A 19,997-nucleotide genomic window follows, 5' to 3' on the forward strand; every position below is an offset into this window, starting at 1 on the left:
TCAAAGGCCATCCAGACGTCTGGACGGCCCTGCGGTTGTGGAAACCTGCGGGCGGGCCTTGCGCGTGCGCCGGTACCACCACAGCGCCAGCGTGCCCAGCACGATCACCGCGCCCACTACCCACAGGCTCCCCTGTCCGCGGCGAATCCACATGCTGAGCCATTCGCGGCGGTTCGCGCCGAAATAGCCCAAGTACACCCAGAGCGGCACGCTGATCAGCGAGGCCAGGCCATCGATCAGCAGGAACCGCGCGAACGTCACGCGATGCGTGGCGCCGGCGGTGATGTAGACCGCCGTGCGCATGCCCGGCAGGAAGCGCGCGAAAAACAGCAGCCGATTGCCGAAGCGTTCGAACTTTTGCTGCATCTTCGCGTAGCGTCGCGGCGGCATCAGCAGGGCGATCGGGCGCCACTGCAACATGTGCACGCCAAAGTGATGGCCGAGCAGAAACATGCCCGCATCGCCGATCATCACGCCAGCCATCGTTACGCCGGCCATGATGTGCACGTTGGCGTAGCCGAGGCCCGCGATCACGCCGCCGGCAACCAGGGTGATGTCCTCGGGAATCGGAATGCCCGCGCCGCACAGCAGCAGCGCCAGAAACACTGCAACGTAGCCGTTCTCGGCGAAAATCGTGATCAGGCGTTCAAGCAGATCCATCCGCGGCCCTTGGTAGTGAAGCCGGCGCGGGCATGCGCGTCCGGCGAAACGGGGATCTTACTCATGAAGACGCCGCGGGTGCAGGTACGCGTGCGGCCAGCAGTTCGCGCAATTCCGCTTTTTCGGCATCGCTGAGCGCGCCCTCGCGGTTCTTGCTGACCAGCGCGTCGCGTCGCTGCGTGATGGCCTGCTGCTGCATCTTGAGCAGCGCGTCGAGGAATTCGATGCGCTGCGCCTCGGGCTCGCCGACCACGGTCGCGGCCATCAGCTTCTGCAGTGACGCGTATTCGGGCCGCTCGCTGAAATGTTCCACCAGCATCGCCGGATTGATGCCCGGACGCGCGCGTGCGGTGTCCAGCAGTTCGGCCAGCAGTTCTACCCCGGGTTTGTCCAGGCGCAGGAAACCGTAGGGCTTTTCGACCTGGTCGGCGACCCCGGGCTGTGCCAGCAGCAGCGCGATGGCGCTGCGCACCAGGGAGCGCTGCACGGCGACCGGACGCTGCACTGCGCGGCGCATGCCGGCATCGGGTTCGAGCACGGCGCGCGCACCGCTGCGCTTTTCCAGTTCCTGCGCCATCAGGTCGCGGAAGGCGCCGTCGGGCAGGCGCGCGATCAGCGGCCGCGCGCGCTCGGCCAGCCGCGCGCGGCCATCGAGGCTGGCCATGTCGACGTCGTGCGCAAGTTCGCCGAAGAAATATTCCGACAGCGGCGTGGCTTCGCGCAGGCGCTTTTCGAAGCCTTCCTTGCCTTCCTTGCGTACCAGCGTGTCCGGATCCTCGCCATCGGGCAGAAACAGGAAATAGGCCTGCCGGCCGTCGCGCAGGCGGGGCAGGGCCGATTCCAGCGCCTTCCAGGCGGCGGAGCGGCCGGCGCGATCGCCATCGAAGCAGAACACCACATCGGGCGCGGCGCGGAACAATACTTCGGTGTGCTCGGGCGTGGTCGCGGTACCGAGCGTGGCTACCGCGATCGGCAGGCCTGCCTGGTGCAGTGCGATGACGTCCATGTAGCCTTCCACCACCACGATGCGCGCCAGATGGCTGTTGGCTTGCTTGACCTGCCACAGCGCGAACAGCTCGCGGCCTTTGTGGAACAGCGGGGTTTCGGGCGAGTTGAGGTATTTGGGGCCTGTACCTTGTTGAGAAGTGCGGGCAGGTTCTTGATCTTCGCCCGCAGGCGGCGCGCTGGAAATAATGCGGCCACCGAAGGCAATCACGCGGCCGCGCCGGTCGAGGATCGGAAACATCAACCGTTCGCGGAAGCGGTCGTACTTGCTGCCGCGCTCGCTGCTGGCGACCATGCCCGCTTCGGTCAGCAGTTGCATGCGCTTGTCGCTGTTGCCCAACGCGCGGATCACGCCGTCGTAGCCGGCCGGCGCCCAGCCGATGCGAAAGCGCGCCATCGTTTCGGCATCCAGGCCGCGCTTGGCGCAATATGCCTTGGCATCGGCGCTTTTGGGCAGCTCGCCCTCGTACCAGCGGGCGGCGGCATCGAGCACGGCATACAGGTCGGTTTTGTCCTCGCGCGGCGCGTTGTCGCGCGCCCCTTCGTAAGGAACCTTCAAGCCGACGGATTGGGCCAGTTCTTCCACCGCGTCCGGAAATTCCAGCCGCTCGTAATCCATCAGGAACTTGATCGCGCTGCCGTGCGCGCCGCAGCCAAAGCAGTGGAAGAACTGCTTGGCGGGGCTGACGTAGAACGAAGGCGTGCGCTCGTTATGGAACGGGCAGCAGGCGGTCCATTCGCGGCCGGCTTTTTTCATGGGCACGCGCCGCTCGATCACGTCGACGATGTCGACGCGGGCTAGCAGTTCGTCAATGAAGCTGTCGGGGATGCGGCCGCGCATGATCGGTTTAGTCTAGGGCCTGTTCACACTATTGGCGTAGTCCGCGTTGCGTTGGCGTGGCTGTCAGGTGGTCGTGCGTGGCGCCGGCTTGGCCGGCTGCCAAGCCAGGCCGCGCGCTGCCGCATGGCGGCCACGCCAACGCAACCTGCCATGGGCATCATGGCTCGGTCGCGTACGCAAATGCGCTTGGGTGGAAGCATCGGGCGTGGCCACGCCAATGATGCGGACGGCCGCGGAGGGTGCCCGCATGGTCTGGCACGGGTTACAGCAGGTGGATCAGGCCGATCACCGCCAGGATCACGATCAGGAAGATCACCAGGAAGATCGCGAACAGTACCTTGGCGATCGTACCCGTCACGCCGGACAAGGTGCCAAAGCCCAGCCAGCCCGATACCAGCGACACCAGGCCGAAAATGATGGCCCATTTGATCAGATGCATGGGTGCTCCTGTCCGCGATGTCCTTGGCCAGACCGTAGCCTAACCGAGCCGGGCCCGATGTGAAGGTGTGCCGCCGACGGCGAGGCGCCGCCGTGCGGTTCAGCCGCCCAGGCGCGCCTTGATGCGCGCGGACACCTGGCCCATGTCGGCACGGCCGGCGGCCTTGGCTTTCACCACGCCGACCACCTTGCCCATGTCGCGCGCGCTGTTGGCGCCGGTTTCGGCGATCGCGGCGGCGATGATGGCGTCGATCTCCTCGTCGCTGAGCTTGGCGGGCAGGTACTGGTCGATCACGACCATTTCCGCGCGTTCGACTTCGGCCAGGTCTTCGCGGCCGGCGGCCACGAACTGGGTGACCGAGTCCTTGCGCTGCTTGAGCATTTTTTCCAGCACGGCCAGGGTCTGGGTGTCGTCCAGCTCGATCCGCTCGTCCACTTCGCGCTGTTTGATGGCCGCCAGCACCAGGCGGATCACGCCCAGGCGGTGCTTGTCGCCGCCGCGCATGGCGGTCTTCATGTCTTCGGTGAGTTGCTGTTTCAGGCTCATGGGAAGATTCCTCTTCGGAACGCGCAAAGCACAAAGCCGACGCTGCGGAGCAACGTCGGCCAGTGCAAGTGCCTGGCTGGCAGCGGCTGCGAATGGACGCGCCGGCTGCGAGCGGTTTGATGGTTCAGCGCGGAACGCGGCTGAACAAAACGCGGCTGAACAGCGGGTCCGCCGGGGCGGACGGCGCTCAGTACAGGCGCGTCTTGCGCGAAACGTCGCGCGACAGGCGGCGCAGGTGACGCTTCACGGCGGCGGCGCGCTTGCGCTTGCGTTCCTGGGTCGGCTTCTCGTAGAACTCGCGCTTGCGGGTCTCGGCCAGGACGCCGGCCTTTTCGCAGGTGCGCTTGAAGCGGCGCAGGGCGAGTTCGAACGGTTCGTTCTCGCGGACTTTTACGCTGGGCATGGAAACTCCGGATGATAAACAGGCCCGCATGAAGCGGGCGAGCCGCGAAGTATACCCTCAGAGGCGTAAAGATTTCAAAGTGCCGGGCGCAAAGAACCCGCGCTCACCCCCGCTTCGCGGCGTGCGCATGCGGGTTGCCGCGTTTGCCGATACCATTTGAAGCTGAATCGAGCTGGTGCCCGGCCCGCACGTGCCTTGGCCCGGCCGCCCATCGCCCCACTTGGCAACTCATGACCCCTGCCGCCGCACCTCGTCCCATCCTGGGTATCGAAACGTCCTGTGACGAAACGGGCGTCGCGCTGCTGCGCTGGGAGCCGCGTGCGCCCGGGCATGGCCTGCTGGCGCATGCGCTGTACACCCAGATCAAGCTGCACGCCGATTACGGCGGCGTGGTGCCGGAACTGGCCAGCCGCGACCACGTGCGCAAGCTGCTGCCGCTGGTGCGCGAGGCGCTGGCGCAGGCGGGGCTGACCCCCGCCGAGCTTGGCGGCGTGGCCTATACCGCCGGCCCCGGTCTGGTCGGGGCGCTGCTGGTGGGCGCCGCCACCGGCCGCGCGATGGCGTGGGCACTCGGCGTGCCGGCGATCGGCGTCCATCATATGGAAGGCCACCTGCTGGCGCCGCTGCTGGAGGATGATCCGCCGCAGCCGCCGTTTGTGGCGCTGCTGGTCTCCGGCGGCCATTCGATGCTGGTGCACGTGCAGGCGGTCGGTCACTACCGGATTCTGGGCGATACCCTTGACGACGCGGCGGGCGAGGCGTTCGACAAGACCGCCAAGCTGATGGGCCTGCCATACCCCGGCGGCCCCGCGCTGGCGGCGCTGGCGGGCAGCGGCCGTCCTGGCGTGTTCCGCTTCTCGCGCCCGATGACCGATCGCCCCGGCCTGGATTTCAGCTTCTCGGGCCTCAAGACCCAGGTACTGCTGGCCTGGCAGCAGTCCGACCAGGGCGAACAGACCCGCGCCGACATCGCGCGGGCTTTCGAGGAAGCCATTGTCGACACGCTGTTGATCAAATGCCGCCGCGCGCTTGCCGAAACCGGCAGCCGGCGGCTGGTGATCGCCGGTGGCGTTGGCGCCAACCGCCGCCTGCGCGAAGAACTGGCCGCGGCAGGGACGAAGGACGGCTTCAAGACCTATTTTCCGCGCCTGCAGTTTTGCACCGACAACGGCGCGATGATCGCGCTGGCCGGCGCGATCCGTCTTGCGCACGGCCAGCATCAGGACGCATCGGTGCAGGTGTTTCCACGCTGGGACCTGCAAACCCTGCCACCCGCGGCCTGACCGCGCCGCATTTGCGAGCACGCATGGATATTGTTTTCATCGAAGACCTGCGCATCGACGCCGTCATCGGCATCTACGACTGGGAACGGCGCGTGCGCCAGACATTGTCGTTGGACATCGAGATGGCGTTCGACAACACCGTGCCCGCCGCCAGCGACGACATCGCGCACACGCTCAATTACAAGGACGTGTCCAAGCGGCTGATCACCTATGTGGGCCAATCCAGCTTCGGCCTGGTGGAAACGCTGGCCGAGCGCTGCGCCGGCATCATCCGCGACGAATTCGGCGTGGCGTGGGTGCGGCTCAAACTCTCCAAGCCCGGTGCCGTGCGCGGTGCGAAGGCGGTGGGCGTGTGTATCGAACGCGGCAAGCGGCCCGACTGATGCCTCGGGTTTATCTGAGCCTGGGTTCCAACCAGGACCCGCACCGTTATCTGCCGGCGGCGCTGGACGCATTGCGTGCGCGTTTCGGCGCGCTGGACGTGTCGCCGGCCTATCGCAGCGCCGCGGTCGGATTCGACGGGCCCGACTTCATCAACCTCGCCGTGGGCCTGGACACCGATCTCTCGCCCGCCGCGCTGAACGACTGGCTGCACGCGCTGGAAGACCGCCATGGCCGCCGCCGCGACGTGCCGCGCTACGCCGACCGCACGCTCGACCTGGACATCGTGCTTTACGACGATCTGGTGACGCAGGGCGCGGGGCATCTGGATATTCCGCGCAAGGAGCTCAAGCATGCGTTCGTGCTCAAGCCGATCGCCGACATCGCGCCCACGCTGCATCACCCGGTGAGCGGACGCACGATGGCGCAGTTATGGGCGGAGTTTCCCGCCGAACGCGAGCCGCTGGTCATCGAACCCCTGCAGGCGTAAGACTTGCGCAAGGTGCCCGGCGCATCGGCGCGATAGGCGCTATGCTGGTACGCGGGGACATCACAGGGGGATGATCATGGCGGGCAAGTTCGCACGCAGTTGGGCATTGCTGAAAGCGAGCGCGCAGGTGTTGCGCTCGGACAAATCGCTGCTCGTGTTTCCGTTGTTGTCGGGCATCTGCACGTTGATCGTGGCGGCGACGTTTCTTACGCCGGTGGGCATCGAGTATCTCAACGACGAGCGCATCCGTTCCTACGGCATGGCGCATCATGTCGCGCCGTCGCACTATGTATTTCTGTTCCTGTTTTATCTGGCGCAGTACACGGTCATCATCTTCTTCAATACGGCCCTGGCCAGCGTTGCGACGGCGCGTTTGCGCGGCGATGAGGCGAGCGTCTCCGACGGCCTGGCGGCGGCGCGTTCGCGCCTGGGCTCCATTCTTGGCTATGCGGTGATTGCCGCCACCGTGGGCGCACTGCTGCGCAGCCTGCAGCAGCGCGCCGGTTGGCTTGGGCGCCTCGTGGTGGGCATGCTCGGCCTGGCCTGGACGGTGGCCACGTTTCTGGTCGTGCCGGTGCTGGCGAACGAAGACGTGGGACCGCTGCAAGCCGTGCAGCGCAGCGTGGAACTGCTCAAGCGAAGCTGGGGCGAAAACCTGATCGGCAACGCCGGCATTGGCTTTGCCTTCGGTTTCATCACGATGGCGGCCGTGCTTGTGGTGGTGCTGCTGGTGATGGCCGCGGCCAGTGCGCATTCGATCGCGCTGATGGTGCTGGTGTTCGCGCTGGCGCTTATCGGTCTGGCGCTGCTGGGCATGGTGCAGTCGTCGCTGCAGGTGATCTACGCCGTCGCCCTGTATCGCTTCGTGGACGAAGGGGAAACCGGCGGCGGCTTCGATCAGGCCATGCTGGAAAGCGCGTTCCGTTCGCGCTACTGATCAGATCGACACGCTGCGCCCGCCGTCCACGCGGATGATCTGTCCGGTGACGAAGGGCGCGTCGCGCAGCAGCCATAGCACCGCGCTGGCGACGTCTTCGGGCGTGCCGGCGCGGCCCAGCGGCGTGCGCGCCATCATCGCCGCCTGGTCGTCGTAGGACTTACCGTCGCTGGGCCACAGCACCGCGCCGGGCGCGACGCCGTTGACGCGGACCTCCGGCGCCAGATCCAGCGCCAGCGTGCGCGTCATCGCGGCCAGCGCGCCTTTGGCCATTACGTAGATCGGGTGGTCGGCGATCGCGCGTTCGGCGTAGATGTCCACCAGGTTCACGATCGCGCCGTGCGCGCTGCGTAGGGCCGGCAATGCGGCCTGCGCAAGAAAGAACGGCGCCTGCGCATTGGAGGCGAACAGCTCGTGCCATTGCGCGGCGTCCGCGTGGCCGATCGGCGTGGGATAGAACGCCGAGGCGTTGTTGACCAGCGCGTCCAGGCGTCCGTAGCGTGACAGCGTGTCGTCGACCAGTTTGGACAGGGCCGGGATGTCGGCCAGCTCCGCTTGCAATATCAGTACGCTGTCGGCGCGTTGCGCGTGCAGTTCGGCGGCCAGCGCCTGGGCCTGGGCGATCGAATGGCGGCAATGCAGCGCCAGGTCGTAGCCGGCGGCATGCAGGCTGCGCGCGAGCACCGCGCCCACGCGTTTGGCGCCGCCGGTGATCAGCGCGACCGGTCGCGCATGCAACGTACTCATGCCGGGGCTCCACTAACGGCGTCGGCGCGCAGCTTGACGCAAACGGTGCGCGGCGTCATCCCTGCGCGCGGTGTTCGCGCGTAGCCGGGACTTCTTGCGATACCACCACCGCATGCACCGGTGTCGTATCGTCGGCGACGCCGATCTCGTTCTTGAGCATCGCGATCGCGGTGGCTGCCACCTGGCGCGTGTCGTAATACGCATAGCCGCCCACGCCGATCGCGCCGATCACCGGCATCCAGCGCGACAGACCTTCGCCCAGCGCGCGCTGGGTGACCTTCACGCCGATCTGCTTGGCCACCCGTTCGATCACGCCGTAGGAGAGCCGCCGGAAGATCAACCGATCGCCCAGCCGCACCACCAGGTCGCGAAACGCCTGCGCGGAGGTGTGCCGAAACAGGCACCACAGCATCTGCTCGCGGCCCAGCTCCGCGTGCTTGCCGTAGGCGGCGGCGATGTCGCTGACCAGCTGTGCCTGGATTTTCCAGATCGAGATCAGTTCGGGCAGGATGGTGAGCCAGCCCAGCGGCCCCGGCGGTAGCGCCAGCGTGCCGGCAGTGAGCGCGGCACGCTGCGCGGCGCGGCCGGTGAGGCGGCGCGCCTGGGCGTCCGGATCGGCGGCGCCGTGCACCTTGCTGTCGGGGATCTGGCTGACGAAATCGATAATCGCCCGCGTGACCCGGTTGCTGGCTTCGTCCTGCTGGATGACAGCCGGGAGATGGGCGGGGGAGGCGGTGGGCTCGGTCATGCCGTGCTCCTGGTCGGGATGCCCCGGATCATAGTCCGCGCGCGCGACTTTCCGATGAGAGCCGGGTGAACCGCGCACATCCGGCGGCCGGGGCCGGGAGAACAAGGCGGGCATGACTTCTGGGACGGGCGCAGGCTCGTGACGGAAATGTTATAACATATCGAGCTTGATTCCCCGACCATGCCGCCCCGGAACCCTTTTGCATGAAATTGTCTCCGCTTGCCCTTGGCCTGAGCCTCGCGCTGTACACCGCGGCCAGCTATGCCAGTACCGCCACCACCACGGCTCCCGCCGCGTCGCCGGCCACGGCGCCCGCCACGCAACCGGCCGGCACGGTGGGGGGTGATGACGCCGCGGCGGACGACAACGACAGCAGCGGCAACCGCAATCGCCGCGCCAAGGCCAAGCAGCTGAGCGCGGTGAACGTGAATGCGGCGCTGGACATAGCGCGCAATTCACTGTCGCCCGGTACCGGCAGCAGCCAGTACGTGATTTCCGCCAAGGACATCCAGGCGCTGCCGCTAGGCGATTCCACGCCGATGAACCAGGTGCTGCTGCAGGCGCCGGGCGTGGTGCAGGACTCCTTTGGCCAGCTGCACGTGCGCGGCGACCACGCCAATCTGCAATACCGCATCAACGGCATCATGATTCCCGAGTCGATTTCCGGCTTCGGCCAGACGCTGGATCCACGCACGATCCAGAGCGTCACGCTGCTGGACGGCGCGCTACCGGCGCAATACGGCGAACGCACTGCGGCGGTGGTGGATATCACCACCAAGACCGGCGCGGACCTGGGTAATGGCGGCACGGTAGGCATCACCGGCGGCTCCTACGGTACGGTCAATCCGTTTGCCTCGATCTGGGGCGGCAGCGGCAAATGGAACTATTTCCTTACCGCCAACTACCTGGAAAACAACGTCGGCATCGAGAACCCCACGGCGAGCAAGGATCCGATCCACGACCGCACCAACCAGGTGAAGGCGTTCGGCGACGTGTCGTATCTGATCGACAACGACACGCGCCTTAGCGTGATGTTCGGCGTCACCGACAACCGCTTCCAGATTCCCAACAATCCGAACCAGACACCGCAGTTCGGCTACCTGGACGTTACCAACTTCAACTCCGCCGACCTGGACGAGCGCCAGGACGAACAGACACGCTTCGGCAACGTCGCGCTGCAGGGCAAGTTCGGCGACACCAACTACCAGGTATCGGTGGGCGAGCGCTACAGCAGCCTGCAGTATTACCCCGACGACATCGGCGACCTGATGTTCAACGGCGTCGCAGCACAGATCAACCAGGGCGATCGCGCCACCACGCTGCAGGCCGATTTCTCGATGCCGTGGGCGAGCGACCACACGCTTCGCTACGGTTTGTACAGCGAGCTGGACCGTGCCTACACCAACACCTCCTCGCTGGTATTTCCCACCGACGCCGAGGGCAACCAGGCCAGCACGGTACCGTTTGGCGTCTTCACCAGCGATCGCATCCTGGCCAAGACCGATGCGGCCTACATCCAGGACGAATGGGACATCAGCGACAATTGGACGCTGAACTACGGCCTGCGCGGCGATCGCTACGAGGCCTTCCGCGAAGAGAGCCAGCTGAGCCCGCGCGTGGGCGTGGTCTGGCAGGCCACCGACAGCACCACCGTGCACGCCGGTTATTCGCGCTACTTCACGCCGCCGCAGACCGAGCTTATTTCTACCGAGAACATCGCCCAGTTTGCCAACACCACCAATGCGGTGAAGGACTACGGCAACAACACGCCGCTGACCGAGCGTTCCAACTACTACGACCTGGGCGTGCAGCAGAACATCGGTCCGCATTGGACCGTGGGCCTGGACAACTACTACCGCCAGGTCGACCGCCTGCAGGACGAAGGCCAGTTCGGCACGGCGCTGATCTATTCTACCTTCAACTACAAGTACGGCAAGGTGCGCGGCAACGAGTTCAGCGTCAACTACGACAACGGCCCCGTCACCGCCTACTTCAACTTCTCCTTCAGCCGCGCCATGGGCAAGGATGTCATCACCAGCCAGTACAACTTCGCGCCCGACGAGCTGGCCTACATTGCCAACAACTATATCCATCTGGACCACGACCAGAAGTACACCTCCTCGGGCGGCATCAACTACGCGATCGACGACAGTACCAAGGTGGGCACCGACTTCCTGTTCGGCACGGGCCTGCGTGAAGACGGCCTGGTACCCAACGGCCTGTCGGTGCCCTCGTACTTCCAGCTCAACCTGGACGTGTCGCACGACTTCAACTTGGACAGCTTCGGCAAGCTGCACACCTCGCTGGCGCTGATCAATGCACTGGACCGCAGTTTCATCCTGCGCAGCGGTACCGGCGTGGGTGTGGGCGCGCCGCAGTACGGGCCGCGCCGCGGCCTGTACCTGACGCTGTCGAAGGATTTCTAAAGCCCCTGCGCATGGAGATACCGCGCCCGCTTCGTCGAAGGGGCGCGTGTATCGATCGCGATGGGGTCATGGCGGCCGCGGCCGCCATGACGATGATGCGAAGGCGGCTATCGGGCCTGCCTGCTCAATGCGCGGCGGGCACGGGCACGCCCGCGTCGCGGCGCAAAGCAAGGCCCTTGAGGATGTTCAGCGCTTGCGACAGCGCGTAGTCGGTCGTGGCGAGTTTTTCGTTCTCGGCGCTGCCGTCGTTGTTGATGTCCGAACCCTTGGCCACCGTTTCATTGGCCAGGTGGTGCGGCAGGTCCGCTTCGGAACTGATGGCGTCGTTCGAATCGTCCACCTTGGCCACGGTCAGGTCGCCCAGCGCAATGTCGGGCTTGATCCCCTCGGCCTGGATCGAGGTGCCGTTGGGCGTGTAATAGCGCGCCGTGGTCAGCTTGACCGCGTGGTCGGCATCCAGCGGCAGCACGGTCTGCACCACGCCCTTGCCGAAGGTGCGCCGGCCCACGATCAGGGCGCGATGGTTGTCCTTCAGTGCGCCGGAGACGATTTCCGCCGCCGAGGCGGTGCCGTTGTCGGTCAATACCACCATCGGCGCGCCGTTGAGCAGGTCGCCCGGGTGCGCGCTGAAGGTGAGGTTGGAATCGGGCAGGCGCCCGCGCGTGGTGACAATGGTGCCCGAATCGAGGAAGTCGTCGCTAACGCTCACCGCGGCAGTCAGCAGGCCGCCTGGATTGGAGCGCAGGTCCAGGATGGCGCCCTTCTGCGGCCCCTTTTTCTGCAACAGCTCGCCCAGCTTTTTTTCCAGGTCGCTGGCGGTGTCGTCCTGGAACTGGCTGATGCGGATGTAGACATAGCCGGGCTCAAGCTCGCGCACCTTCACGCTGGTCATCGAGATGCGCTCGCGCGTCAGCGTCATGCTGACCGGCTGCTGCGCCTTCTCGTGCAGGATGCCAAGCGTGATCTTGGTGCCGGGGTCGCCGCGCAGCGCGTCGAACATGTCGTCGATGTTGTCGGGCGTGATGGTCTTGCCGTTGATCGAGGTGATCACGTCGCCCGGCTTGATGCCGGCGCGCGAGGCCGGCGTGTCGTCGATCGGCGAGACGATGCGCAGCATGCCGTTGTCTTCCATTACCTCGATGCCCAGGCCGCCGTATTGGCCGGTGGTGTCTTCGTCCAGCTCCTGCAGGCCCTCCTTGTCGAGGTAGGCGCTATGCGGGTCCAGGCCGGCGAGCATGCCCTTGATCGCGTCGGTCATCAGGGTCTTGTTGTCCACCTTCTCGACGTAGGCCTGGCGGATGATCTGATAGACGTGGGCGAAGTTGCGCACGTCCTCCATATCGACCTGGTCGGCGGCCGCGCTGCTCGATGCCTTGGCCGGGCTTGCGCTCTCCTGCGGGGCGGCCTGCGCCGGCGTTTCCGCGGGAGCCTTGGGCGAGGTTTGCGGGGCAGCCTGCGCGTGCAGCAGGGGTGCCGCAAGGATCAGGGCGAGCAGGCAGTAGCGGGGAAGACGCATGGGGCAGCTCCACAGAAAAATCACGCGGCGACGTGCGTAGGACCGCTGCACACCGCCAGAATTCAGTCCTAAAGAATACGCCGATCGCCGTTGACTGGGCGTGGGCATCAGCGCCGCTGGCTCAGCCAGCCGCGCGGATCGACCGGCTTGCCGTCGTGGCGCAGTTCGAAATAGACCCCGGTACTGTCGCTGGTGGTGAGCGAGGCGGTACCCAGCGCCTCGCCGGCCGCCACGTCCTCGCCCACGCCGTGCAGCAGGGTTTCGTTGTTGCCGTACATGCTCAGCCAGCCGTTGCCGTGGTTGAGGATGATCAGCTGCCCGTAGCCGCGCAAAAAGTGCGCATACACCACCCGGCCGCGCGCCACCGCATGCACCTCGCTGCCGCGCGGTGCGGCGATCAGCACGCCGTTGCCGAAGCTGTGCACCGAGCCGGCGGCCGGCCAGGGCAGGTTGCCGCGGATGTTGGCCAGCGCCTTGCCCGGTTCGCCGCCGGGCAGCGCCGGATTGGGACGCGAGCGGCGCGCCGCTTCGCGGGCGGCCTCGTCCATCGCCTTTTGCAGCTTGGCCATCAGCTCGTTGAGCGACTGCTCGTTTTGCTTCAACGCGGCCAGCCGTTGCGCCTGGTTCTTGTATTGGGCGTCAATCTGGCTGGCCAGCTTCTGCTGGGCCTGGCGCTGCTGCTCCAGCGCGCTGGCCTGCTGTGCGCGCTGGGCGCGGGTGGCCTGCAGTGCCTGCTGTTCGGTGGTGATCTGCGTTTCCAGATCCTGCAGCGTGCTCAGCTGTGACATCAGTGCCTGCACTTTCTGCATACGGTCTTGCTGAAAGTATTTGGAGTAGGCGAGCGAGCGGGCGATGCGCGCGATGTCTTCGTCGCCCAGCAGCAGGCGCAGGTCCGAGCCCTGGCCGATCTGGTAGGTGGCGCGCAGCAGGTCGGCGATGGCCGCGCGCTGGCTGTCCAGTTTCTGGTTGAGCGCCGTTCGTTGCGTTTGCAACTGATCGAGCTGTTGTTGCTTGGCGGCGATCTGGGCGTCGGTGTCGCGCACCGACTTGGCAGCGCTGGCGACGGCGTCGGACTGCCTGGCCAGCACGGCATTGGCGCTGTCGCGACGGGCGGCGGTGTCGGCCTGCTCCTTGGCCAGCGCCTGCATCTTGCTGCGCAGGTCGCTCAGCTGCTGCCGGGTCTGGGCCTGCTCGGCCTGGGTCTTGGCGTCCTGCGCTGCCCGGACGGAGCAGTATGGAAGAGCGGAAAGGGCGATCGCGCAGGCGATCAAGGCGGACGGGAGTGGGCGAAAGGCGCTGGAAAGTATCGGCATGTGCCGATTATGTCCGAGCTGGACTGTTCCGGCGAGACGGCTCCAACGGCGCCATAACGCGCCTGGCGGGCCTGCGCGGGGCAACTGGTCTGTTAGCGCGCACGCTCACGACCGGCGCCGATTTTTCATTTGGACGTCTAGAAGGCTTTGACGCGACGCACAAGTTGTGCGTAAAGTCGGGGTGCAAGCCTCGTTCGCATCCGCCTGCCGCCTCGCACCGGCAGGTCTTTTGCGCCCCCGCGAACCGGAGAAAGCCCAGAGGATTTTGATCATGCCGGTAGTGCCGCGTTTGTACGACGCCAGTTTTGAACACGATAGCTGCGGTTTCGGTCTGGTTGCCCAGATCGACGGCCGCGCCAGCACATGGGTGGTCGACACGGCGTTCGAGGCACTGGCCAAACTTTCCCATCGCGGCGGCGTCAACGCCGACGGCATCAGCGGCGACGGCTGCGGCGTGCTGATCCATCACCCGCAGTCGTGGCTGCGCGCGCTGGCGGCGGATGCGGGCATCGCCCCGGGCGGACGCTTCGCGGCCGGCCTGGTATTCCTGGAAGGTGCCGAGCACGAATCGGTCCAGGTGCTGGAACGCCATATCGCCCAAGAAGGCATGCGCGTAGCCGGCTGGCGCGAGGTGGGCGTCAACGCGCAGGCCTGCGGGCCGCTGGCCGCCGCGGCGCGTCCGCACGTGCGGCAGGTGTTCGTCGATGCCGGTCCGGACATGGACGATGCTACGTTCGAACGCGCGCTGTTCCGCGCGCGCCGCCGCGCCGAGCACGCGCTGCACGAGGATCCGCATTTTTATGTGGTGTCGCTCTCGGCACAGGTCATCGGCTACAAGGCGATGGCGGCACCGGGACGTCTGCGCGAGGTGTTCGACGATCTGCGCCACCCGGCCCTGGCGGCGGACGCGGTGGTGTTCCACCAGCGCTTTTCCACCAACACCACGCCGCAGTGGCGGCTGGCGCAGCCGTTCCGGCTGCTGGCGCACAACGGCGAGATCAACACCATCCGCGCCAATCGCCGCTGGATGCAGACACGCGCCCAGATCTGGCGCTCGCCGCTGGTGGAGCTGGGCGACATCGGTCCGTTCGTGCGCCAGACCGGTTCGGATTCGGAAAGCCTCGACAACGCGCTGGAACTGCTGCTCGCCGGCGGGCTGGATCTGCTTGCCAGCATGCGCGTGCTGGTGCCGCCGGCATTCGCCGCGCGCGAAGGCATCGACGAAGACCTTGCGGCCTTCTACGAATACTATGCCTTGCATAGCGAGCCGTGGGACGGTCCGGCCGGCCTGGTGATGTGCGATGGCCGCTACGCGGCGTGCACGCTCGACCGCAACGGCCTGCGCCCGGCGCGCTGGGCGCTATCGGACGACAACCATCTGATCGTGGCCTCCGAAGCGGGCCTGTGGGACGTGCCGAGCGCGCGCGTCATCGCCAAGGGACGCCTGGCGCCCGGCGAAATGATCGCGGTGGATTTTGCCACCCATCGCCTGCTGCGCGATGCCGACATCGACGACATCAACCGCAAGCGCGCGCCGTATCGCGACTGGCTGCGCGCGGGCGTGAGCTATCTGGAATCGGACCTGATCGATCCCTCGCTCGCCGCCGAACCGCTGCCGGCCGAACAGCTGCGCTGCTACCAGAAGCTGTACGGTCTCTCGCGCGAAGAGCGCGAAACCGTGCTTAAGGTTATCGCCGAATTGGAAGCCGAAGCCACCGGCTCGATGGGCGACGATACGCCGATCGCCGCCATGTCGCGGCAGGTGCGGCCGCTGTTCGACCGGTTCCGCCAGGCGTTCGCGCAGGTCACCAACCCGCCGATCGATCCCCTGCGCGAAAAACTGGTGATGTCGCTGGTGACGCAGATCGGGCCCGAGGGCAATGTGTTCGAGCTTAAGCCTGAGAACGCCAGCCAGATCCTGATCAACTCCCCGATGCTCTCGCAGCGCAAGCTGCGCCAGTTGCTGGCGATGCCGCAGTACGCTTCGGCGCCGCGTTTCGACCTGATGTACGCGCCCGACGAAGGACTGGAAGCCGCGCTGCGGCGCCTGTGCCGGCAGGTCGCCAAAACGGTGCGCGAAGGCTGCGCACTGGTGTTCTTGAGCGACCGTTATCCGCAGCGCGAACAATTGCCGATCCACTCGCTGCTGGCCACCGGCGCGGTGCATGCGCACCTGATCGAGGAAGGCCTGCGCTGCCAGTGCAACATCCTGGTGGAGACGGCCACGCCGCGCGATCCGCATCAGTTCGCGTGCCTGATCGGCTTCGGCGCCACCGCGATCTATCCGTGGCTTGCCTACCAGAGCCTGTTCGAGCTGGGCCGTGAAGGGCACATCGAAGGCGACCGCCAGGAAATCGGACGCAGCTATCGGCGCGGTATCCGCAAGGGATTGTTGAAGATCCTGTCCAAGATGGGCATCTCCACCATCGCCGGCTACCGCGGCGCGCAGTTGTTCGAGATCGTGGGCCTGGCACCGGAGGTGGTGGAGCTGTGTTTCCCCGGCACGCCCTCGCGCATCGGCGGAGCGGGTTTCGCCGAGCTTGAGCATGAACAGCGCCTGCTTGCCGCCGAAGCATGGAACGAAGCGCTGCAGCTGCGCGCGGGCGGCTTGTACAAGTACGTGCACGGCGGCGAGTACCACATGTACAACCCCGACGTGATCGCCAGCCTGCAAAAGGCGGTGCGCACGGGCCGTCCCGCCGACTATCGCGTCTACGCCGATTTCGTCGACCATCGCCCGCCATCGGCCTTGCGCGACTTGCTGGGGCTCAAGCACAGCGCGATGCCGGTGCCGATCGATCAGGTCGAATCGGTCCAATCCATCCTCAAGCGTTTCGATTCGGCCGGCATGTCGCTGGGTGCGCTGTCGCCCGAAGCGCACGAGGCGCTGGCGATTGCGATGAATCGCCTGGGCGCGCGCAGCAATTCCGGCGAAGGCGGCGAAGATCCCGCGCGCTACGGCACCGAGCGCGCGTCGAAAATCAAGCAGGTGGCGTCGGGGCGTTTCGGCGTTACGCCCGCCTACCTGGTCAACGCCGAAGTGCTGCAGATCAAGATCGCCCAGGGCGCCAAGCCCGGCGAGGGCGGCCAGCTCCCCGGCCACAAGGTGGATGCCACCATCGCGCGCCTGCGCTACGCCAAGCCCGGCATCGGCCTGATCTCGCCGCCGCCGCATCACGACATCTATTCGATCGAAGACCTGGCCGAGCTGATCCACGACCTGAAGGAAGTGAATCCCGACGCACTGGTGTCGGTGAAACTGGTTTCGCACGCGGGCGTGGGCACGGTGGCGGCCGGCGTGGTCAAGGCCGGCGCCGACCTGATTACCGTCAGCGGCCACGACGGCGGTACCGGCGCCAGTCCGTTGACGTCGATCAAATACGCCGGCACACCATGGGAACTGGGCCTGGCCGAAACGCAGCAGACGCTACGCCGCAACGACCTGCGCGGGCGCGTGCGCCTGCAGACCGACGGCGGCCTGAAAACCGGCCTGGACGTGATCAAGGCCGCGTTGCTTGGCGCCGAAAGCTTCGGCTTCGGCACCGGGCCGATGGTGGCGCTGGGTTGCAAGTACCTGCGCATTTGCCATTTGAATAACTGCGCCACCGGCGTGGCCACGCAGCATCCGGTGTTGCGCAAGGACCACTTCGTCGGCCTGCCCGAGATGGTGATGAACTATTTCACCTTCGTCGCCGAAGACGTGCGCGCGCATCTGGCGCAACTGGGCGCGCGTACGCTGGGCGAGATCGTTGGCCGCACCGATCTGCTCCAACAGCTGGACGGCTCCACGCCCGTGCAGCACAAGCTCGATCTCACGCCGCTGATCGACGGCGCGGGCCTTAGCGAAAGCAGCGACTTCGCGTGCGCGCTGGCACGCAATCCGATGCGCGACGACGCCGAGCTTGCCTCGCGCATCGCGCGCGATACGGCGCAAGCGGTATTGAATGCCGGCGGCGGCAGTTTCGCCTACCCCATCGCCAACACCGACCGCGCGATCGGTGCGCGCCTGTCCGGCGATGTCGCGCGCCGGCACGGCGACCACGGCATGGATGCGCACCCGATCGAATTGAAGCTGGTCGGCGCGGCCGGCCAGAGCCTGGGCGCGTGGAATGCCGGCGGCGTGCATATTGAACTGACCGGCGAGGCCAACGACGGCGTCGGCAAGGGCATGGCGGGCGGACGCATCGTGGTGCGTCCACCTGCCGATGCGCCCTATGCGAGCCAGGACGCGGCGATCATCGGCAACACCTGCCTGTACGGCGCGACCGACGGCGAGCTGTATGCCGCCGGCCGCGCGGGCGAGCGTTTTGCCGTGCGCAATTCCGGCGCGCTGGCAGTGGTGGAAGGCGCGGGCGATCACTGCTGCGAATACATGACCGGCGGCGTGGTTGCGGTGCTCGGCAAGGTCGGCCTGAACTTCGGTGCCGGCATGACCGGCGGCTTTGCCTACGTGCTCGACCTGGAGCGCGATTTCGTCGACTGCTACAACCACGAGCTGGTCGATATCTTGCGTATTTCGCCCGAGGGGATGGAAAACTACATGCAACACCTGCGCAAACTGGTGACCCGTCATGTCGAATTGACCGGCAGCGAATGGGGTCGGCAGATCCTGCGCGATTTCCGCGGACTGCAATACAAATTCTGGCTGGTCAAGCCTAAGGCCGCGAGCCTTGCCGTACTGGCCGAAGAGCTGCGGAGGGCGGCATGAGCGCAAAGCTTTTCCAATTTCTCGACGTGCCCCGACAGCCGCCGCGCACCGTCCCGGTGGCGGTGCGCGTGCTCGGCTATGGCGAAATCGGCGGCGACTTTGCCGCACCGCAGGCGGGCACACAGGCGGAACGTTGCATCGACTGCGGCAATCCCTATTGCGAACATGCCTGCCCAGTTCACAACTACATTCCCAACTGGCTCAAACTGGTGCAACAAGGTCGCATTCTGGAAGCGGCCACACTGATGCACGAAACCAATCCGTTGCCGGAAATCTGCGGTCGCGTATGTCCGCAGGATCGCCTGTGCGAAGGCGCATGCACGCTCGAGCAGACCGACTTCGGCTCGGTGACCATCGGCAGCATCGAGCGCTGGGTGACGGACGAAGCGTTGCGGCAAGGCTGGCGTCCGGATCTTTCCAGCGTGCGCGAAACCGGCCACCGCGTGGCGGTGATCGGCGCGGGGCCGGCCGGGCTTGCCTGTGCCGATCGCCTGCGCCGCGCGGGCGTCGCGGTCGATGTCTACGATCGCCAGCGCGAGATCGGCGGCCTGCTCACGTTCGGCATTCCGCCCTTCAAGCTCGACAAGTCGGTGGTGCGCACGCGGCGCGACGTGCTCGAAGGCATGGGCGTGCGTTTCCGGCTGGGTACCGAAGTAGGGCGCGACGTGGCCTTTGCCACGCTGCTGGACGACTACGATGCGATCTTCATCGGCACCGGCGCCTACACGTTTGTGGATGCGCAGCTGCCCGGCCGCGAACTGCAGGGTGTGCACGATGCGCTGCCGTTCCTGATCGCCAACACCGAGCGACTGCTGCGCGGCGAGCCGGCTTCCCTGTTCGACTTTCGCGACAAGCACGTCGTAGTGCTTGGCGGCGGCGACACCGGCATGGATTGCAACCGCACCGCCATCCGCCTGGGCGCCGCCTCGGTGACCTGTGTCTATCGCCGCGATGAAGCGAGCATGCCCGGCTCGGCGCGCGAAGTGGCCTACAGCCGCGAAGAAGGCGTGAGCTTCCTGTTCCATCGCCAGCCGCTGGCCATCCTGGACAACGGGCACGGACAGGTGCGCGGCGTGCGCGTGATCCAAACGCAGCTGGTGGACGGGGGCGACGGACGCGCGAAACCGCAAAACGTGCCGGGCACGGAATCGGAGATCGTGGCGGACGTGGTCATCCAGTCCTTCGGCTTCCTGCCCAGCCCCCCGGCCTGGCTGGCCGCGCACGGGGTCGAGCTGTCCCCCTCCGGCAAGGTGCTCACCGGCGGCCCCGGCCGGTTGCCGCAGCAGACCAGCCACCCCCGGATTTTCGCCGGCGGCGACAATGTGCGGGGGGCGGACCTGGTGGTGCGGGCGGTGTACGACGGGCGCGAAGCGGCCGTCGGGATCGTGGCCGAGCTGGCCCGCAAAGCGCACAAAGAGGCCGTACTGGCGCGTTAACCAGGCTTTATCAACTACGCAATATATTACGAATTGTCATGCGCCGGTAACCTGGGGTTGCCGGCGCAAATTTTTTTAATGCAGTCAATTCAATCGATTAAAGACGTAAAATTTAGGC

The 19,997-nt window shown here is 66.3% G+C and carries 16 protein-coding genes; 7 read left to right on the forward strand and 9 right to left on the reverse strand.

Annotated elements, in window-relative coordinates; all coding sequences use genetic code 11:
• The 5 genes from VME63_RS06830 to rpsU form a co-directional block, all read right to left on the reverse strand.
• Entirely contained in the window at positions 1 to 660 is a 660-nt protein-coding gene (locus VME63_RS06830) for a DedA family protein (RefSeq protein ID WP_325431596.1), read from the reverse strand.
• Positions 661 to 721: 61 nt separating this feature from the next.
• On the reverse strand, positions 722 to 2,506 hold the full coding sequence (dnaG, locus tag VME63_RS06835) for a DNA primase (protein ID WP_325431598.1): 1,785 nt from the start codon (positions 2,504 to 2,506) through the stop codon (positions 722 to 724).
• A 262-nt stretch (positions 2,507 to 2,768) separates the two neighbouring features.
• A complete protein-coding gene (locus VME63_RS06840) occupies positions 2,769 to 2,939 on the reverse strand; it encodes a DUF1328 domain-containing protein (protein WP_325431899.1) in 171 nt (56 codons plus the stop codon).
• Positions 2,940 to 3,044: 105 nt separating this feature from the next.
• Positions 3,045 to 3,491 (reverse strand): GatB/YqeY domain-containing protein, encoded by a 447-nt coding sequence (locus VME63_RS06845; protein WP_325431600.1) that lies wholly within the window; start codon positions 3,489 to 3,491, stop codon positions 3,045 to 3,047.
• Between the two features lie 187 nt (positions 3,492 to 3,678).
• Positions 3,679 to 3,894 (reverse strand): 30S ribosomal protein S21, encoded by a 216-nt coding sequence (gene rpsU, locus VME63_RS06850; RefSeq protein WP_115477777.1) that lies wholly within the window; start codon positions 3,892 to 3,894, stop codon positions 3,679 to 3,681.
• Positions 3,895 to 4,124: 230 nt separating this feature from the next.
• On the opposite strand from rpsU, the gene tsaD reads away from it, so the two are divergent.
• The 4 genes from tsaD to VME63_RS06870 all read left to right on the forward strand — a co-directional run bounded on the left by tsaD (position 4,125) and on the right by VME63_RS06870 (position 6,985).
• Positions 4,125 to 5,177, forward strand: a complete 1,053-nt coding sequence (gene tsaD / locus VME63_RS06855) for a tRNA (adenosine(37)-N6)-threonylcarbamoyltransferase complex transferase subunit TsaD (protein WP_325431604.1) — start codon at positions 4,125 to 4,127, stop codon at positions 5,175 to 5,177.
• Between the two features lie 23 nt (positions 5,178 to 5,200).
• On the forward strand, positions 5,201 to 5,560 hold the full coding sequence (folB, locus tag VME63_RS06860) for a dihydroneopterin aldolase (RefSeq protein WP_325431605.1): 360 nt from the start codon (positions 5,201 to 5,203) through the stop codon (positions 5,558 to 5,560).
• The gene (gene folK, locus VME63_RS06865) at positions 5,560 to 6,048 is read left to right on the forward strand and encodes a 2-amino-4-hydroxy-6-hydroxymethyldihydropteridine diphosphokinase (RefSeq protein WP_325431607.1); all 489 of its coding nucleotides are present in this window, start codon (positions 5,560 to 5,562) and stop codon (positions 6,046 to 6,048) included. Before folB ends, folK begins: the two co-directional genes overlap by 1 nt.
• Before the next feature lie 76 nt (positions 6,049 to 6,124).
• Positions 6,125 to 6,985, forward strand: coding sequence for a DUF6159 family protein (locus VME63_RS06870; protein ID WP_325431609.1), 861 nt, complete (start codon positions 6,125 to 6,127; stop codon positions 6,983 to 6,985).
• Here VME63_RS06870 and VME63_RS06875 read toward each other — a convergent pair whose 3' ends face one another.
• Together VME63_RS06875 and VME63_RS06880 are read right to left on the reverse strand one after the other, a co-directional pair.
• Complete coding sequence (locus VME63_RS06875; RefSeq protein WP_325431611.1) at positions 6,986 to 7,732, reverse strand: pteridine reductase; 747 nt, start codon at positions 7,730 to 7,732, stop codon at positions 6,986 to 6,988.
• A 55-nt stretch (positions 7,733 to 7,787) separates the two neighbouring features.
• Positions 7,788 to 8,480, reverse strand: coding sequence for a hypothetical protein (locus VME63_RS06880; protein ID WP_325431613.1), 693 nt, complete (start codon positions 8,478 to 8,480; stop codon positions 7,788 to 7,790).
• A 203-nt stretch (positions 8,481 to 8,683) separates the two neighbouring features.
• Here VME63_RS06880 and VME63_RS06885 point away from each other — a divergent pair, with 203 nt between their 5' ends.
• Entirely contained in the window at positions 8,684 to 10,906 is a 2,223-nt protein-coding gene (locus tag VME63_RS06885) for a TonB-dependent receptor (protein ID WP_325431615.1), read from the forward strand.
• A gap of 124 nt (positions 10,907 to 11,030) precedes the next feature.
• On the opposite strand, the gene VME63_RS06890 is transcribed toward VME63_RS06885, so the two are convergent.
• Both VME63_RS06890 and VME63_RS06895 read right to left on the reverse strand, forming a co-directional pair.
• Entirely contained in the window at positions 11,031 to 12,422 is a 1,392-nt protein-coding gene (locus tag VME63_RS06890) for a S41 family peptidase (protein WP_325431617.1), read from the reverse strand.
• Between the two features lie 107 nt (positions 12,423 to 12,529).
• Complete coding sequence (locus VME63_RS06895) at positions 12,530 to 13,735, reverse strand: murein hydrolase activator EnvC family protein (protein ID WP_325431619.1); 1,206 nt, start codon at positions 13,733 to 13,735, stop codon at positions 12,530 to 12,532.
• 271 nt (positions 13,736 to 14,006) lie between these two features.
• On the opposite strand from VME63_RS06895, the gene gltB reads away from it, so the two are divergent.
• Both gltB and VME63_RS06905 read left to right on the forward strand, forming a co-directional pair.
• Positions 14,007 to 18,443 carry a glutamate synthase large subunit gene (gene gltB, locus VME63_RS06900; protein ID WP_325431622.1) on the forward strand — a complete coding sequence of 1,479 codons (4,437 nt, stop codon included), beginning with the start codon at positions 14,007 to 14,009 and terminating at the stop codon, positions 18,441 to 18,443.
• Positions 18,440 to 19,879 (forward strand): FAD-dependent oxidoreductase, encoded by a 1,440-nt coding sequence (locus tag VME63_RS06905; protein WP_325431624.1) that lies wholly within the window; start codon positions 18,440 to 18,442, stop codon positions 19,877 to 19,879. The genes gltB and VME63_RS06905 overlap by 4 nt, the downstream gene beginning before the upstream one ends.
• Positions 19,880 to 19,997: the final 118 nt, after the last annotated feature.

The organism is Dyella sp., from assembly GCF_035503745.1.
In the GTDB taxonomy this organism is placed as follows: Bacteria; Pseudomonadota; Gammaproteobacteria; order Xanthomonadales; family Rhodanobacteraceae; genus Dyella_B.

Bases quoted from the DNA above. Each gene is read 5' to 3' on its own strand.
- VME63_RS06830 (WP_325431596.1), bottom strand. From the start codon at position 660: ATGGATCTGCTTGAACGCCTGATCACGATTTTCGCCGAGAACGGCTAC.
- dnaG (WP_325431598.1), bottom strand. From the start codon at position 2,506: ATGCGCGGCCGCATCCCCGACAGCTTCATTGACGAACTGCTAGCCCGC.
- VME63_RS06845 (WP_325431600.1), bottom strand. From the start codon at position 3,491: ATGAGCCTGAAACAGCAACTCACCGAAGACATGAAGACCGCCATGCGC.
- rpsU (WP_115477777.1), bottom strand. From the start codon at position 3,894: ATGCCCAGCGTAAAAGTCCGCGAGAACGAACCGTTCGAACTCGCCCTG.
- tsaD (WP_325431604.1), top strand. From the start codon at position 4,125: ATGACCCCTGCCGCCGCACCTCGTCCCATCCTGGGTATCGAAACGTCC.
- folB (WP_325431605.1), top strand. From the start codon at position 5,201: ATGGATATTGTTTTCATCGAAGACCTGCGCATCGACGCCGTCATCGGC.
- folK (WP_325431607.1), top strand. From the start codon at position 5,560: ATGCCTCGGGTTTATCTGAGCCTGGGTTCCAACCAGGACCCGCACCGT.
- VME63_RS06870 (WP_325431609.1), top strand. From the start codon at position 6,125: ATGGCGGGCAAGTTCGCACGCAGTTGGGCATTGCTGAAAGCGAGCGCG.
- VME63_RS06875 (WP_325431611.1), bottom strand. From the start codon at position 7,732: ATGAGTACGTTGCATGCGCGACCGGTCGCGCTGATCACCGGCGGCGCC.
- VME63_RS06880 (WP_325431613.1), bottom strand. From the start codon at position 8,480: ATGACCGAGCCCACCGCCTCCCCCGCCCATCTCCCGGCTGTCATCCAG.
- VME63_RS06885 (WP_325431615.1), top strand. From the start codon at position 8,684: ATGAAATTGTCTCCGCTTGCCCTTGGCCTGAGCCTCGCGCTGTACACC.
- VME63_RS06890 (WP_325431617.1), bottom strand. From the start codon at position 12,422: ATGCGTCTTCCCCGCTACTGCCTGCTCGCCCTGATCCTTGCGGCACCC.
- VME63_RS06895 (WP_325431619.1), bottom strand. From the start codon at position 13,735: ATGCCGATACTTTCCAGCGCCTTTCGCCCACTCCCGTCCGCCTTGATC.
- gltB (WP_325431622.1), top strand. From the start codon at position 14,007: ATGCCGGTAGTGCCGCGTTTGTACGACGCCAGTTTTGAACACGATAGC.
- VME63_RS06905 (WP_325431624.1), top strand. From the start codon at position 18,440: ATGAGCGCAAAGCTTTTCCAATTTCTCGACGTGCCCCGACAGCCGCCG.